At 60.4% G+C, this 15,231-nt stretch carries 17 protein-coding genes and 1 tRNA gene; 3 read left to right on the plus strand and 15 right to left on the minus strand.

The genetic code is table 11. From position 1 onward, the window contains the following. Positions 1-54 precede the first annotated feature (54 nt). From AC1DTN_RS07550 to rsfS, 4 genes are all read right to left on the minus strand, one after another. Positions 55-1,377 carry a S41 family peptidase gene (locus AC1DTN_RS07550; protein WP_113183655.1) on the minus strand — a complete coding sequence of 441 codons (1,323 nt, stop codon included), beginning with the start codon at positions 1,375-1,377 and terminating at the stop codon, positions 55-57. Continuing rightward, positions 1,367-2,776, minus strand: coding sequence for a murein hydrolase activator EnvC family protein (locus AC1DTN_RS07555; protein WP_477920389.1), 1,410 nt, complete (start codon positions 2,774-2,776; stop codon positions 1,367-1,369). Before AC1DTN_RS07555 ends, AC1DTN_RS07550 begins: the two co-directional genes overlap by 11 nt. Positions 2,777-2,930: 154 nt before the next feature. Continuing rightward, positions 2,931-3,413, minus strand: a complete 483-nt coding sequence (gene rlmH, locus AC1DTN_RS07560) for a 23S rRNA (pseudouridine(1915)-N(3))-methyltransferase RlmH (RefSeq protein ID WP_439016888.1) — start codon at positions 3,411-3,413, stop codon at positions 2,931-2,933. Positions 3,414-3,531: 118 nt separating this feature from the next. Beyond that, positions 3,532-3,975, minus strand: a complete 444-nt coding sequence (rsfS, locus tag AC1DTN_RS07565) for a ribosome silencing factor (RefSeq protein WP_007824813.1) — start codon at positions 3,973-3,975, stop codon at positions 3,532-3,534. Between the two features lie 209 nt (positions 3,976-4,184). Here rsfS and AC1DTN_RS07570 point away from each other — a divergent pair, with 209 nt between their 5' ends. Further along, a complete protein-coding gene (locus AC1DTN_RS07570; RefSeq protein WP_477920277.1) occupies positions 4,185-4,562 on the plus strand; it encodes a winged helix-turn-helix domain-containing protein in 378 nt (125 codons plus the stop codon). On the opposite strand, the gene modC is transcribed toward AC1DTN_RS07570, so the two are convergent. From modC to obgE, 7 genes are all read right to left on the minus strand, one after another. After that, a complete protein-coding gene (modC, locus tag AC1DTN_RS07575; protein ID WP_477920278.1) occupies positions 4,563-5,633 on the minus strand; it encodes a molybdenum ABC transporter ATP-binding protein in 1,071 nt (356 codons plus the stop codon). It abuts the gene before it with no gap. Then, positions 5,630-6,331 (minus strand): molybdate ABC transporter permease subunit, encoded by a 702-nt coding sequence (gene modB, locus AC1DTN_RS07580; protein ID WP_113322214.1) that lies wholly within the window; start codon positions 6,329-6,331, stop codon positions 5,630-5,632. The genes modC and modB overlap by 4 nt, the downstream gene beginning before the upstream one ends. Positions 6,332-6,406: 75 nt before the next feature. Beyond that, positions 6,407-7,198, minus strand: a complete 792-nt coding sequence (gene modA, locus AC1DTN_RS07585) for a molybdate ABC transporter substrate-binding protein (RefSeq protein WP_477920279.1) — start codon at positions 7,196-7,198, stop codon at positions 6,407-6,409. A gap of 495 nt (positions 7,199-7,693) precedes the next feature. Then, complete coding sequence (locus tag AC1DTN_RS07590) at positions 7,694-8,350, minus strand: nicotinate-nucleotide adenylyltransferase (protein WP_477920280.1); 657 nt, start codon at positions 8,348-8,350, stop codon at positions 7,694-7,696. Then, positions 8,331-9,614, minus strand: a complete 1,284-nt coding sequence (locus tag AC1DTN_RS07595; protein ID WP_477920281.1) for a glutamate-5-semialdehyde dehydrogenase — start codon at positions 9,612-9,614, stop codon at positions 8,331-8,333. The genes AC1DTN_RS07590 and AC1DTN_RS07595 overlap by 20 nt, the downstream gene beginning before the upstream one ends. Next, on the minus strand, positions 9,607-10,776 hold the full coding sequence (proB, locus tag AC1DTN_RS07600) for a glutamate 5-kinase (protein WP_477920282.1): 1,170 nt from the start codon (positions 10,774-10,776) through the stop codon (positions 9,607-9,609). The genes AC1DTN_RS07595 and proB overlap by 8 nt, the downstream gene beginning before the upstream one ends. Then, on the minus strand, positions 10,769-11,839 hold the full coding sequence (gene obgE, locus AC1DTN_RS07605) for a GTPase ObgE (protein WP_310389691.1): 1,071 nt from the start codon (positions 11,837-11,839) through the stop codon (positions 10,769-10,771). The genes proB and obgE overlap by 8 nt, the downstream gene beginning before the upstream one ends. 83 nt (positions 11,840-11,922) lie before the next feature. Here obgE and AC1DTN_RS07610 point away from each other — a divergent pair, with 83 nt between their 5' ends. Further along, on the plus strand, positions 11,923-12,789 hold the full coding sequence (locus tag AC1DTN_RS07610; protein ID WP_477920283.1) for an endonuclease/exonuclease/phosphatase family protein: 867 nt from the start codon (positions 11,923-11,925) through the stop codon (positions 12,787-12,789). A gap of 35 nt (positions 12,790-12,824) precedes the next feature. Here AC1DTN_RS07610 and AC1DTN_RS07615 read toward each other — a convergent pair whose 3' ends face one another. From AC1DTN_RS07615 to rplU, 4 genes are all read right to left on the minus strand, one after another. Further along, positions 12,825-13,412 (minus strand): GNAT family N-acetyltransferase, encoded by a 588-nt coding sequence (locus AC1DTN_RS07615; protein WP_113322220.1) that lies wholly within the window; start codon positions 13,410-13,412, stop codon positions 12,825-12,827. Continuing rightward, positions 13,409-14,065: a GNAT family N-acetyltransferase gene (locus AC1DTN_RS07620; RefSeq protein ID WP_477920284.1), complete on the minus strand. Its 657-nt coding sequence runs from the start codon at positions 14,063-14,065 to the stop codon at positions 13,409-13,411. Before AC1DTN_RS07620 ends, AC1DTN_RS07615 begins: the two co-directional genes overlap by 4 nt. 125 nt (positions 14,066-14,190) lie before the next feature. Next, positions 14,191-14,460, minus strand: a complete 270-nt coding sequence (gene rpmA / locus AC1DTN_RS07625) for a 50S ribosomal protein L27 (RefSeq protein ID WP_007824841.1) — start codon at positions 14,458-14,460, stop codon at positions 14,191-14,193. Between the two features lie 34 nt (positions 14,461-14,494). After that, positions 14,495-14,812, minus strand: coding sequence for a 50S ribosomal protein L21 (gene rplU, locus AC1DTN_RS07630; RefSeq protein ID WP_088677425.1), 318 nt, complete (start codon positions 14,810-14,812; stop codon positions 14,495-14,497). A gap of 304 nt (positions 14,813-15,116) precedes the next feature. Between rplU and AC1DTN_RS07635 the strand changes: the two genes are divergently transcribed. After that, positions 15,117-15,206 (plus strand) — tRNA-Ser (locus AC1DTN_RS07635). Positions 15,207-15,231 lie beyond the last annotated feature (25 nt).

The following is a 15,231-nucleotide window of genomic DNA, read 5'->3' on the forward strand; positions in this document are numbered from 1 at the left end:
AAACAGCAGAAAGTCTCAAGGCCGGGCGGGCTGCCCGGCCTTGAGATCGATGGATTACTTGGCGACGACAGCCTTTTCAGGGTCCGGCGGGAAGGACGGGTCAGTCTTCTTGCCGCGCAGCAGATCGAGCGCGTAGTTGAGCTGGACGTCATCCTTCGGATCCGGCGGGACGTAGGCAACCGATCCCGAACCTTCGTCGGTCTCGCTCTGGCCCTTGATGTGGCCGCGCAGGGCAGATTCGCCCTCGGTCACCATCTTGCCTTGCAGATCGGCCGGAAGGGGCTCTTCCACCTTGATGTCAGGCGTAATGCCGGTGCCCTGGATCGAGCGGCCCGACGGTGTGTAGTAGAGCGCCGTCGTCAGGCGCAGCGCGCCGTTTTCGCCAAGCGGAATGATAGTCTGGACCGAACCCTTGCCGAAGGAACGCGTGCCGAGAACCGTGGCACGGCGCAGATCCTGCAGGGCGCCGGCAACGATTTCCGACGCGGAAGCCGAGCCGCCGTTAATGAGGACGATCAGCGGCTTGCCATCCGTCAGATCGCCCGGGCCAGCATTGAAGCGGCGGGTTTCATCCGGATTGCGGCCACGGGTCGAAACCACTTCGCCGCGCTGCAGGAAGGCGTCGGAAACATTGATCGCCTGATCGAGCAGACCGCCGGGGTTGAGACGCAGGTCAAGGACGAAGCCCTTGAGCTTGTCGGCCGGAATGGTCGCCTTGATCTTCTGGATCGCCTTTTCGAGGTCCGGATAGGTCTTCTCGGTGAAGGAGATGACGCGCAGATAGCCGACATCGTCCTCGACGCGCGACTTGACCGCCTGAACGGCAACGACGTCACGTACGATCGTAAGTTCGATCGGCTTGTCGGCGCCCTTGCGGATGAGCGTCAGCTTGATCGGCGTGTTGACGGCGCCGCGCATCTTTTCGACGGCGTCTTCGAGCTTCAGGCCGCGAACAGACTGGCCATCGATTTCCGAAATATAGTCGCCGGCCAGAACGCCAGCCTTGGCAGCCGGAGTATCGTCGATCGGGGTGATGACCTTGACGAGTTCGTCTTCCATGGTGACTTCGATACCGAGGCCGCCGAACTCACCCTTGGTCTGGGTGCGCATGTCTTCGGCGTCCTTCGCATTCATGTAGCTGGAATGCGGGTCGAGCGATGAAAGCATGCCATTGATGGCGCTTTCGATCAGCTTGTCCTCGGCCGGCGGCGTTACGTATTGTGCACGCACGCGTTCGAAGACGTCACCGAATACCGAAAGCTCCTTATAGGTCGATGCTCCCGCCGCCTCTGCAGGCACGCCTGCGGAGTAAATGACGCTCATCGCGGTCGCGCCCATCAGTGCGCCGACCAGAACAAGAGAAGCCCTACGAATCATTGCGTGCCTTTCCAGTGTCTTTGGCGGTCCACCACGGTCGGGAATCGACCGGTTTACCGTCCTTTCGAAACTCAATGTAAAGCGTTGGCCGATCTGTTTCCAGCGCCAATGCGGTTGCGCTTGCCACTCTTTTCGCACCCATCACGGCCAGGGGCTCGCCGGAGAAAACGAATTTTCCCTGACGGGTGTTGATCGTATCCATGCCTGAGAGAACCAGGTGATATCCGCCGCCAGCGTCGAGGATAATCATCTGGCCATAGCTGCGGAAGGCGCCGGCGAAAACCACCAGCCCGTCAGCAGGCGCGGTCACCACCGTTTCCGCATTGGTCGCGACCGTCATTCCCATGGCCTCGTGTCCGGTACCGTCGGCATCGCCGAACTGGCGCAGAATATCGCCTGCCACAGGCAGCTCCAGTTTCGCCTTCAATTCTCCGAAGGGATATGCGGGCGCAATGCGGTTTTTATCGGGCACTCCGCTGTCGGCCAGGGCCTTCGCCTGGGCGCGCTGCTCGTCCGTCAGGAGCTTGCGGTTCTCCTCTGCCTGCCTGGCGGCGGCGGCGGCATCGCGCACGGAGGCGATTTCCGTTTCCATCGAAGCGGCGAGGCTTTCGAGCGTCGTTGCCTTGCTTGCCAGCTCCTGAGACCGCTGCTTTTCGGCTTCCAGTTCGGCGGCATTGGAGCGGCTCAGCTTGTCGTTTTCGGCAAGCAGCAGATCCATGCGCCGCTCCTCCTCCAGGCTGTTTGCCATAGTGGTGGTCAGGCCTTCCTTCTCCTTGGCGCTTGCCGTCTGCAAAGCCGCGAGATCGGCGAGATCGGCTGCCAGCTTTTCAGTCTCCTTGCGGATACCGGGAACCACGGCGCCGAGCAGAATGGCGCTGCGGACCGAGGCAAGCGCATCATCGGGTGTGACGAGAAGGGCGGGCGGCGGGTTGCGGCCCATGCGCTGTAAGGCGGCGAGAACCTCGGCCAGGAGGCCGCGACGCTCATGCAGCGAACGGCGGATGCCATCTTCCTTGACGCCGAGCTCGGCGAGTTTCTTCTCGCTGTCGAGAATTTTGCCTTCCAGGGATTTCCGGCGGGCGGCGGAATCGATCAGTGCCTGTCGAATACTTGCCGTACTCTTTTCCAGATTGTCGATGCTGCTCTGAAGCTCGCTCGCCTTGTCCGAGGAGAGGCTGATCGTCTTCGACAGCTTGTCGAGCTCGGCCCTCGTTTCGTCGCGCTTCTTCGCAAGTTCGGCGGCAGGATCAGGCGGCGGCTGTTTGGCTGATGTGATTGGGGCGGCCGGTTCGGCTGCTGCGGGCGGTGGCGGCGCATCCTGCGCCTGCACGGAAAAGGGGTTTCCCGAAATAACAATGGCGGCCGCACCGAGCCCTGCGGCAACGGCCGGCAGAAACAGGCGGGATCGCTTGGGGGCAGCTCTCGTCATGCGTGTCGGGGTTTACTCGTTCAAATCGCCCGGAACCTAAGCTGATTTGGGGCTGTTGGCCAGAAAGTTTGAATGAGAAGAGGCCCTGAGGCAAAACACGGCTGCGTGAGTGTTTTGGTCTGCATCAGACGCGATGATAAGGGTGGCCGGACAGGATGGTCACGGCCCGATAAAGCTGTTCGGCAATGAGCGTGCGGACGATCTGATGAGGCCAGGTCATCTTGCCAAGGCAAAGGATCATGTTGGCGCGGTCGTAGAGGGAAGGGTCGAGGCCATCGGCACCGCCGATTGCGATCATCAGGTCGCGTTTGCCTTGATCGCGGTAGCCGCCGAGAAGATTGGCGAAAGCTTCGCTGTCCAACGCCTTGCCGCGTTCGTCGAGGAGAACGAGGACACTGCCTTCGGGGAGCGATTTCAGCAGCATGGCCGCTTCCTCGCGCTTGCGGGTGTCCGCATTGGAGGCGCGGCTTTCGGCTACTTCGGCGATACGAGAAAATTCCAGGCCGATCGCAGGACCAGCCTTTGCAAAACGGTCGAAATAACGGGCCGCAAGATCCTTTTCGGGGCCGGGCTTCAGCCGTCCCACCGCAAAAAGACCAATCCGCATTCATCCGCTCCTGCTATGCCGCGCTTCCGAAGCGCAATGTGGACTTACCGGCCAGCTATCGAAAGCCGGCCCGGTCAGCTACCACGTCTCAGGCGCCGGGCGAATGCCAGGCTGCCTGTCAGTGCCGCGTTTCCTCGTCCATATCCGGAGCCGCCCACATCTTTTCGATGTTGTAGAACTCACGAATTTCGGGACGAAACACATGCACAATGATGTCACCGGTATCGATCAGGATCCAGTCACCGCCTTCCTGACCTTCGACGCGGGCAGTACCGAAGCCCTCGTCCTTGAGATCAGTCAGAAGATGATCGGCGATCGCCATGACATGCCTGTTCGAACGGCCGGAGACGACAACCATGTAGTCTCCCAGCGCCGATTTTCCGGCAATGTTGATGGTGACGATATCTTCGGCTTTGGAGTCCTCGAGGCTGACGAGGACGGCTTCCAGAGCACGGGCGGCGGCATCGGCGCCACGTTCCGCACCCTTCGGGATAACGGCAAGCGTTTTTCCCTTGGCGTGTACTGTTGTCAGTGCTTTCCCTTTCCTGGAATGACAAACCATGCACAACACGGATCCAGCACAACCGGATCATGGTTAAGATAGGCATCAAACCATTAATGTTTCAAGACGCGGCGCAGCGCGCGAACGGCCGAAAGCCGCATTTGGCGTCACGAAATCGAGATTTCGACCCTCGGTCGAGATGGAGGTGCGGTGTACAGCGTCTGCGGTCGGGCGTAAAGTGCCGGTGATTTCCGCAAATACCGACCGACATGACCGAAACCGCCAAAAATCCGCTCGCACCTGTCCTGCGAATCACCTTTCCCGATGACGATCGCCTCGGCCACGGCAAGATGGAGCTGCTCGAGCATATCCGCGAGACAGGTTCGATCTCGGCCGCCGGCCGCGCCATGGACATGTCCTATCGCCGTGCCTGGATGCTGGTTGCCGAGATGAACCGCATGTTCAAGGCGCAGGTGGTGGAATCGCAGCGCGGCGGCCAGAAGGGCGGCGGTGCGACACTGACGCCATTCGGGGAACAATTGCTGGCGCGCTTTCGCGACATGGAAAAGACGGTGCGCACCAGCCTTGCCGATGATCTCGCCTGGCTGGAAAACAACCGTAATCTGCAGCCGGACGATCGGCGCTGATCAGGCTTCCAGCGCCACCGTCTTGATAACGGCGAAAGCCGGCATGCCCGGGCGTAATCCCAGACGCTCGCAGGACAGCGCGGTGATGCGCGAGAGCACGGCGTTGCCGGTGCAATCGAGGCGGATCTCGACGGTTCCATCCTCCGTCGGCGAAATCTGCGTGACTGTTCCTTCCAGAATGTTGAGGGCGCTCAACCCTTCCGGCTTCCGTGTTGCCAGCATCACGTCTCGGGCGGGGATGTGGATGCGCACAGGCTTGCCTATGGCGGGCGCAGCACCCGGAACATAGAGCCTGCCCGCCTTCAGCAGCACTGTCGAAATCCGATGGGCCAAATCGATACTTTCGACTGTGCCTTCCAGCACTGCACCGGCTTCCTTTCGGTCTTCCGGGAGCAGCGACGAACGGCTGAGGATTTCTGCTGCGGGGCCTGTGGCTTCCACTTTGCCGTCGCGCATGACCACGACCTGATTTGCCAGGCGGGCGACTTCGGAGATCGAATGGCTGACGTAGACGATCGGAATATCCATCTCGTCACGCAGACGCTCGAGATAGGGCAGAATCTCGGCCTTGCGGGCTTCGTCCAATGCGGCCAATGGCTCATCCATGAGGAGCAGGCGCGGCGAAGAAAGCAGTGCGCGACCGATAGCGACACGCTGCTTTTCGCCCCCCGACAGCTTTGAAGGGCTGCGGGCGAGCAACTGGCCGATGCCGAGCAGGTCGAGGACACGATCGAAATTTTCAATGTGTGCGGATCTCGGCGTGAACCAGCGGCCGTAGGCGAGATTTGTCCGGACGCTCAAATGCGGAAAAAGCCGGGCTTCCTGGAAGACGTAGCCGAAGCGGCGGCGGTGCCGGGGAATGAAGATGCCCTTTGCAGTATCCGTCAGCGCCTCGCCGTCGAGCAGGATCCGGCCTTCGGTCGGTCGGGTAAGGCCAGCAATGATGCGGATCACGGAGGTCTTGCCAGAGCCGGAACGGCCGAAGAGCGCCGTCACGCCGCGCTCGGAGGTGAAGGCGGCATCGAGCCTGAAGGCGCCGAGGCGATGTCTTGCTTCGACGATGAGCGTCATTCCGGATCGATCCTCCGGCCGGCGAGATAGGCGAGGAATTCCGAAGCCAGCAGGGCCAGCATCGAAATGGCGATGGAAATGAGGGTGAGCCGCATGGCGACAGCGTCACCACCCGGCACCTGGGTAAAGGTATAGATGGCGGTCGACAGGGTCTGCGTTTCGCCCGGGATATTGGAGACGAAGGTGATGGTGGCCCCGAACTCGCCCATCGCCTTGGCAAAGCAGAGGATCATGCCGGTAATGATGCCGGGAATGATCAGCGGCAGCGTGACGGTCAGGAAGACCAATGCCGGGCTCGCGCCAAGCGTCCCGGCGGCTTCCTCGAGCTTGCGGTCGACGGCCTCGATGGAGAGACGGATGCTGCGCACCATCAGTGGAAAACCCATGACGCCACAGGCAAGCGCTGCACCGGTCCAGCGGAAGGAGAGCACGATACCCAGATATTGATCCAGCAGGCTGCCGATCGGGCCGCGGCGGCCGAAAAGGATGAGGAGAATGAAGCCGGTAACAACAGGTGGCAGGATTAGCGGCAGATGGACGATGCCGTTCAGGATGGACTTGCCCCAGAAGCGGCCGCGGGCAAGCAGCAGGGCGACGAGGATGCCGAGCGGCAGGCTTGCTACCATGGCGACGAAGGAAATGCGCAGGCTCAGCAGGATCGCCGTCCATTCCTCATCGCTCAAGCCGAACATATCCAAGCGTCATCTTCTCCGAAATAGTGAAGGCCCGCCGAAGCGAGCCTTCACGCTAAGCTTTGGGCGCCAATTACGCAATTATTTCAGGATGGTGAACCCCTGCGCAGTGAAGAATGGGGCAGCCTTGTCCGACTTCAGGAAGTCGAGATAGGCAGCAGCATCCGGGTTCTTGCTCTCGGCGAGCAGGGCGATCGGATAGATGATCGGCGGGTGGGAATCGGCCGGGAAGGTGCCGACGATCGCAACGCCCTTATCGGCGGCCGCATCGGTCTGATAGACGATGCCGTATGGCGCTTCGCCGCGGGAAACGAGGGCGAGGGCGGCACGCACGCTTTCTGAATAAGCAACCTTAGTCTCGACAGACTTCCAGACGCCGAGTTTGTCGAGCGCTGCCTGGCCATATTTGCCGGCCGGAACCGACTTCGGCTCGCCCATGGCGAGCTTGCCGTCGCCGATGAGGCTTGCGAGATCGAAGCCCTCTTTGATTTCAACCGGCTTCTGCTTGCCGTTTTCAGCGACCAGAACAAGGCGGTTACCGAGCAGGTTGGAGCGTGTGTCCGCGTTGATCAGCTTTTTATCGGCGACGTAATCCATCCAGTTCAGGTCGGCGGAAATGAAGACGTCAGCCGGGGCCGCATTTTCGATCTGCTTTGCCAGCGCGCCGCTTGCTGCATAGGAGGCAACGGCCTCCTTGCCGCTTTCCTTGGTCCAGGCGGCGTTGGCCGCATCAAGCGCATCCTTGAGGCTTGCGGCGGCGAAGACAGTTACCTTTTCAGAGGCTGCGGCAGGCGTCGAAAGCGCTGCTGCACCAAGCCAGATGGCCGAGATCGCGGCGGTTGCCAGTTTCATCCAGTGGTGGCGGCTTTGCATAATTTCTTCACTCCGGGGTTCGAAATATTTAAACGAATATAACGGCGAGTAAGCTTTGACCAGAGTTGTATTTCATAAAACATAACGACAGTGGAGACGTGATTTGCCCGCGCCGTCTCTTCACGCATTCGTGAGGCGCATGGCTCCTGTCAAGCCTAGAGTTCGTGAGGCAAAAATATGGCGCTTCTGCTTGGTAAATGGGAAGGGATCTGGCAAGCCAGTTTGGATCAACCTGTTTTTGCTGATAAAACTGGCAGCGAATTCTATATTTCTCCACGGAGGTTTGCATTTCGTGCATTGCTGCAATGCACCAGCCTATATTCACCTTCTGAACAAATGTGCTAAAACACAATCATCCGACGGCTTCTCCTCCTCCCATAGCCGTCCGATAGGATCGACAACACTCCTCCTCCCAGTTGTCGATCAAGTTTTAAGCCCGACGCACCTCCTCCCGCGTCGGGCTTTTCATTTCTGGGAACTTTCAAACAATCCGATTTATTCCGCGGTCTTGTGCTGATCGCCGTTGCGGATGGCTGTCGAGCTCAAAGTCGAGCGAGGACCGTGAATGAAGGTCCAGGCGGGCGCCGGCTTCTTCCAGAGAACACGGGCATCATCTTCGTCGATGCGGGCAAAGGCAAAGGTCTTGGCCATTTTCGAGGAAAGGTAAGAGAGCGTCGAGCCCGGTCGGTCGATGACAGCGATCGGAAAGGTTCGCGCGATATTCTGCCATTTCTGCCAGCGATGGAAATTTTCCAGGCTGTCGGCGCCCATGATCCAGATGAAATGCACATGCGGATTGCGCGCCTTCACGCGGGCAAGCGTATTGGCCGTGTAGCTCACGCCAGATGCCTGTTCGAAGGCTGTGACCTTGATATGCGGGTCGGTGGCAATGCTTTCGCTGCGCGCTATACGCTCCGAAAGTGGTGCCAGATAATTGCGGCTTTTCAACGGATTGCCCGGTGTCACCATCCACCAGAGCTGATCCAGACCCAGGCGGCGGATGGCGATTTCGGCAACCAGGGCATGGCCCTCATGCGGCGGATTGAATGAGCCGCCGAACAGACCGACGATCATGCCGCGTTCGCTATGCGGCATGCGGAGATAGCGCCGGTCTATATGCTCCGTGGTCACGTCAGGGCCGCGTCTGTCCATGACCGCGAACGCGGTATTTGAAGGAGGTGAGCTGCTCGACGCCAACAGGGCCGCGAGCATGCATCTTGCCGGTGGCGATGCCGATCTCCGCACCCATGCCGAATTCGCCGCCATCGGCAAACTGGGTGGAGGCGTTATGCAGCAGGATGGCCGAGTCGATCTCCGTAAAGAAGCGTTCGACGACTTCGGGGTCTTCGGCAAGCACGGCTTCGGTATGGTTCGACGAATATTTCTGGATATGGTCGATCGCGCCGGAAATGCCGTCAACGACGGCAACGGAAATGACGGCATCCAGATATTCGGTCGACCAGTCCTCTTCGGTGGCAGGCTTCAGGCCCGGCACGACTTTGAGAACCGTGGCCGAACCGCGAACCTCGCAGCCGGCTTCAACTAGGACCTCGATCAGCGGCGTCAGATGCGTGCCGATGGCGGCGCCGTCGACCAGCAGCGTCTCGGCTGCGCCGCAGACGCCGGTGCGGCGCATCTTGGCGTTGACGATGATGTTCTTGGCCATTTCGAGATCGGCGGAGGCGTCGACATAGATATGGCAGAGGCCTTCGAGATGGGCGAAAACCGGTACGCGTGCCTCGCTCTGAACGCGAGCAACGAGGCTCTTGCCGCCGCGGGGCACGATAACGTCGATTGCACCATCAAGCCCGCGCAGCATGGCGCCAACAGCGGCGCGATCGGTCACGGGCACAAGCTGGATCGCATGCTCCGGCAAGCCGGCTGCCTTCAGGCCCTCGACCATGCAGGCATGGATCGCAGCCGAGGAACGGCGCGAATCCGAACCGCAGCGCAGGATCACCGCATTGCCGGCCTTCAGGCAGAGCGCACCGGCATCGGCCGTGACGTTCGGCCGGCTTTCGAAAATGACACCGATGACGCCGAGTGGCGTACGGACACGTTCGATCTTCAGGCCATTCGGGCGATCCCAGGCGGCGATGACTTCGCCGACGGGGTCGAGAAGAGCCGCAATCGCGCGAATACCCTCGGCCATTTCCGTGACGCGCTTATCGTTCAGCGTCAGGCGGTCGACGAAGGAGGCGAGCATGTCCGTGCCCTCCACATCCTTCAAATCCTTGGTATTTTCCGACAGGATCTGAGCCTTGTTCGCCATGATAGCATCGGCCATGGCGTTCAGTGCCTTGTTCTTCGCATCGGTGGAGGCAAAGCCCAATGGTCGCGCGGCGGCCTTGGCCTTGCGGCCGATGTCGTTCATCAGCACGTCAATGTCAGGGCTCTGCGCAACTGTATCAAGCATAGCTTGCGTCCTTCTTCTGCCTTTCCGATTTCGAACCGATCTGCGCCGTCATGACCATATCGTCGCGATGGACCATGGCGGCGCGGCCGGGATAACCGAGGATCGCCTCGATGTCTGCCGATTTGCGGCCGGCGATCTGGCGGGCTTCCTCCGCATCGTAGCTGACCAGCCCACGGGCGATCTCGCGACCGGAGGGGGCGATGATCGCAACCGTATCGCCGCGGGCGAAATTGCCGGAGATGCTGCGCACGCCAGCGGGCAGCAGGCTCTTGCCAGCGCCGAGTGCCGTTACGGCGCCTTCATCGAGATGCAGCATGCCGGCCGGCTGAAGCTGTCCGGCGATCCAGGTTTTCCGGGCAGTGACGGGCGTGCCCGAAGGCGCAAACCAGGAGGAGCGCGCACCGTTTTCGATTGCCGAAAGCGGGCTTTCCGTCTTGCCCGACGCGATGATCATGGCGCAGCCCGAAGTCGTCGCAATCTTGCCGGCATCGATCTTGGTGCGCATGCCGCCGCGTGAGAGTTCGGAGGCCGCACCACCGGCCATGGCTTCGATCTCGGGGGTGATTTCCGCAATGGTTTCCAGGAATTGCGCATCCGGATCGAGATGCGGCGGGGCGGTGTAGAGACCATCGATATCGGAGAGAAGGATCAGGAGGTCGGCGCCGGTCATGGTGGCGACGCGGGCAGCGAGGCGATCATTGTCGCCATAACGGATTTCGCTGGTCGCGACCGTGTCGTTCTCGTTGATGATGGGCACGGCGCCGATCTTCAGAAGCTGGTTGATGGTGGCGCGGGCGTTGAGGTAACGGCGCCGCTCTTCGGTATCGCCCAAGGTCAGCAGGATCTGGCCGGCGACGATCTCATCGTGTGAGAGGCTTTCGGACCAAGCCCGGGCCAACGCGATCTGGCCGACGGCCGCTGCCGCCTGACTTTCCTCCAGCTTCAGGGCGCCGGAGGGAAGATCGAGCACCGAACGGCCAAGAGCGATGGCGCCGGAGGAGACCACGAGCACATCGACGCCTTTGGATTTCAGCGCAGCGATATCGGAGCACATGGCATCGAGCCATGATTTCTTCAGGCCGGTCTTGCGATCGACCAAGAGCGCTGAGCCGATCTTGATGACGACGCGGCGATAGCGATCCAGCGGCTTGCGGCTACTCATCGCTCTCGTCCTCGTCGGTGAGGATCATGTCGCGATGGCGCAGTTTTGGCGTCTTGGCCGGCTTCTCTACGGTATTGGCTTCGACGATGATGTCGCGCAGCGCGCGCAGCACTTCCGTCATTCCCTTGCCGGTGACGGCGGAAATCAGGAAGGGTGTCTTGCCGCAGGCCTTGGCGAGTTCCTTGGCCTTTTTCTTCAGGGTCGCATCGTCGAGTACGTCGATCTGCGAGAGTGCGACAATTTCCGGCTTGTCGACTAGGTCGTTGCCATAGGCTTCGAGCTCGTGCTTCACCGTCTTATAGGCTTTGCCGACCTTTTCCTCCTGGGCAGAGACGAGATGCAGCAGCACGCGCGTGCGCTCGACATGGCCGAGGAAGCGGTCGCCGATGCCCACGCCCTCATGCGCGCCTTCGATAAGGCCGGGAATATCGGCAAGGATGAATTCCCGCTCGTCGATGGTGGCAACACCGAGGTTAGGGTGCAGCGTCGTGAAGGGGTAATTGGCGATCTTCGGCCGGGCGCGTGTCACGGAAGCGAGGAAGGTGGACTTGCCGGCATTCGGCAGGCCGACGAGGCCGGCATCGGCAATCAGCTTCAGATGCAGCCAGATGGTCTTTTCTTCGCCCTCCAGGCCGGGATTGGCCCAGTCCGGCGCCTGATTGACCGAAGACTTGAAGTGGGCGTTGCCGAAGCCGCCATTGCCACCTTTTGCGAGGCAGAAGCGCTGGCCCTCCTCGGTAAGGTCGCAGATGAGGCTTTCCTGATCCTCTTCGAATATCTGTGTGCCGACGGGAACCTTGAGCGTCACGTCGTCGCCATTGGCGCCGGTGCGATTCTTGCCCATGCCGTGCATGCCGACCTTGGCCTTGAAGTGCTGCTGGTAGCGAAAATCGATCAGTGTGTTGAGGCCATTGACGGCCTCTACCCAGACGTCGCCGCCGCGCCCGCCGTCGCCGCCATCCGGCCCGCCGAACTCGATGAACTTCTCACGACGGAAGGAAACGCTGCCTGCGCCGCCATCACCCGACCGGATATAGACCTTTGCTTCATCGAGAAATTTCATTTTACTTCCAGTACTCGGTGCGTTTGGGCGACCCCTCTTGGCCCATTCGATATAGGCGGTTCAGGCGGAGGTCAAAGAATATCGTGATTTTTGCGAGCTATAACATACAGTACGGCTTCGGTCTCGATGGCAGATACGATCTGGAACGCATCGCCCAAAGTCTCGAAGGCGCTCATGTCATCGCCCTGCAGGAGGTGACGAGAGGTTTCGTTCGGAACGATTATGCCGACATGCCTGATATCATTGCCGCCTTGTTTCCCGACCATTTCTGGGTCTATGGACCGGCCTGCGACATACATGTCGAGGCGCCGGAAGGCCAGGTTTCCCCGCCGCGCGGCACCCGTTTCCAGTTCGGCAATATGGTTCTGTCGCGCTGGCCCATCCTGTCGACGCGAACGCTGCTTCTGCCGCGCAGCCGCACGGTCGACAAGATCAATTTGCAGCGCGGCGCGACGGAAGCCGTTATTGCCATCCCTGATGGTGCTGTCCGCGTCTATTCCGTCCATCTCGACCACGTTTCCATCGACGAGCGCATTGCGCAGCTCCACCATCTCGGCGACCGCATCAATGCGTTCACTCAGGAGGGTGCGTCGCTGACCGGAGCCTGCGAATTCGGGCTTCCCGAGCCGCCGCTCCCGGAGGATTACGTGATCATGGGCGATTTCAATATGGAGCCGGAATCGCCGGAATACTGCACCTTCGCCGGCGCTTTTGACGGGTTTTATGGTCGCACGGCGCGGATCGGCACGCCGATCGATGCCTTTGCGGCGCTTGGCGCCTATGGGCCCGGCAGCTACAGCTGGATGGATCCGGAAGATCACGGCAAGCGCATGCATATCGATTACTGTTTCGTCAGTTGCGGCCTCAAGGACCGGTTGAAATCCGCTGTCATTGATACGAATTCCCTGGGTTCCGATCATTTTCCCCTGAGGGTCGAGATCGGCGATTGAAAGGACGCCGCCTTGAGCGCAGCGTCCTTCTTATGTCAGGCGACCTTTTTCTGTTGCAGAGCACCTGGCTGCAGCACGGTTTCGATATGGGCGACCATGGTGTTGCGGGCGAAAGAGTAGATTTCGCTGCAGCCGGTCATCCGGAAACCGAGCTTCTCCTGCAGCCGGAGCGATGCAGGATTGTCGGCAAAGACGCCCGAATGAACCGGAACGTCAGGCATGCGCCGCGAGAAACGCTCCAGCACGGCTTCCGCCGCCTCGCTCATATAGCCGCGCTGCCAGTAGTAGCGGTTCAGCCAGTAACCGAGGTGCCAGCGGCCGTGACGAAGTTCTATCGACACATTGCCGATGTGGACGTCGTCATTGCCTGTTATTGCCAGCGCCCAATCCGGCATGACGCCCGATATGACCGGAATCAGCCAGTCCAGCGCATCCTGCCGGTCGTAAGGGGCGGGAACGCGGGCCAGCATGCGGGTGACTGCGAAATCGGAAAGTGATTCCGCAATCGCCGGAGCGTCACTCAGCCTATGGGGGCGAAGCGTCAGCCTCGCCGTTGATATGAGCGGCGCGGGGCCGGGCATCATGGGCTTGGTCCCGGGTCTTTGTAGGGGTGCGGCGTTCATGAGATTGCACCCCAGCTTCTGAGCGACATCCAGGTCTTGCGGTCGAGCCGGTACCATTCGACCGGCACGTTGCTGCCGAGTGCCAGCGATGCGGCAAGACCGGATCCCTGGAACTGGAAGCCGCACTTCTGGATGACGCGGCGCGAAGCGACGTTCATAACCCGGCAGCGGGCATCGATCTGCTCGACCTGCTGCCGCGTCCTGAACACCATGTCGACGAGGGCATGGCAGGCCTCGGTCATATAACCCTGGTTCCAATAGGGTTCGCCCAGCCAGTAGCCGATCTCGACGGTCTTCTCGTCGGTATGCGGCTCTATTCCGCAGCAACCCATGAAGGCGCCATTCTCGGCCTTGGTGATGGCATAGACGCACTTGCCAATCTCGCCATTTCGCGTACGCCAAACAAAGTCGGCGGCATCATTGGCGGTATAGGGGTGCGGCATACGCGATACCATGGTGGCGACTTTGGCGTTGTTGGCGAGATGGGCAAGGGCGTCAATGTCTTCTTCGTGGGGCGCGCGCATGACGAGCCTTTCCGATAACAAGACAGGGCAATCGGTCCTTAACCGCTCCGGCCTCAGCCGTTCCGTGGAAGACCGCTGGTCTTCCCTGGGCGACCGTGATTGGTCGACCCTTATCAATTCGCCTTGCATGTTCAGTCCTCCTGTTTGGACAAAGAAAAAGGGGAGATGGCGCCCCATCTCCCCTGTTTTCTGGACTGAACCTGGTACGGTCAGCCGGGTCGATGAGACGCCGGCTGTTTTTGAGCGCTACCGGCTTATTCCGCTGCTTCCGCTTTCGGCATTACAGACACGTACACGCGACCATTGGCCTTCGTTCGGTAGTCCACATTGCCAGCCGTAAGCGCAAAAATAGTATGATCCTTGCCGAGGCCGACATTGGCGCCCGGATGCCACTGCGTACCGCGCTGGCGAACGATGATGTTGCCGGCTACGACGTTCTCGCCGCCGAACTTCTTCACGCCGAGGCGCTTGGAATCGGAATCGCGACCGTTACGCGAGGAACCGCCAGCTTTTTTATGTGCCATTGGAGTTCTCCTTTAAACCTGAAACCCGTTGATCTTACTTGGCAGCCACGATGTCCGTGATGCGGACGACCGTGTGATGCTGGCGATGGCCGCGCGAACGCTTCGAATTCTGACGACGGCGCTTCTTGAAGGCGATAACCTTCTTGCCGCGGGTCTGGTCGACGACTTCCGCCTTGACGGAGGCGCCGGCTACGAAGGGCGCACCGATCGCTGCGTCGGCGCCTTCGCCGATCACGAGGACTTCGGTGAATTCAATGGAGTCGCCAGCGGTGGCTTCAAGCTTCTCGATGGTCAGCACGTCGTTGGCTGCCACACGGTACTGCTTACCGCCGGTCTTGATGACTGCGAACATTATTTTATCCTTTCATGTTCGATCCAGCTCTCCCCGCAATACGCAGGTGGCTGTCTTCTTATCAGTCGAAGTTAAGCAGGGATTTCAGGGGACTAGCCCGGAACTCTGGTCTGCCGGTGAAACCCCGCGCAAGCGCGAGGCGGGCAAGGGGCGGATTACTCCACTCCTATTGCGAAAGCGGGATACGCGAGTGACAAAAAGGTGTCAAGGCAAAAGGATGGAAAAGCTTGAGATTTCGGCTTGCCAGTCTGTCATTTGCTCGTTATGAGAACGCCCGCGCCGAACAAGCGCCGACCGAGACCGCGGAGAGGTGGCAGAGTGGTCGAATGCACCGCACTCGAAATGCGGCATACCTGCAAGGGTATCGTGGGTTCAAATCCCACCCTCTCCGCCATTCTAGGCCTTCGGCTGTAAGGCTT

Source organism: Rhizobium sp. 01T444, from assembly GCF_056398305.1.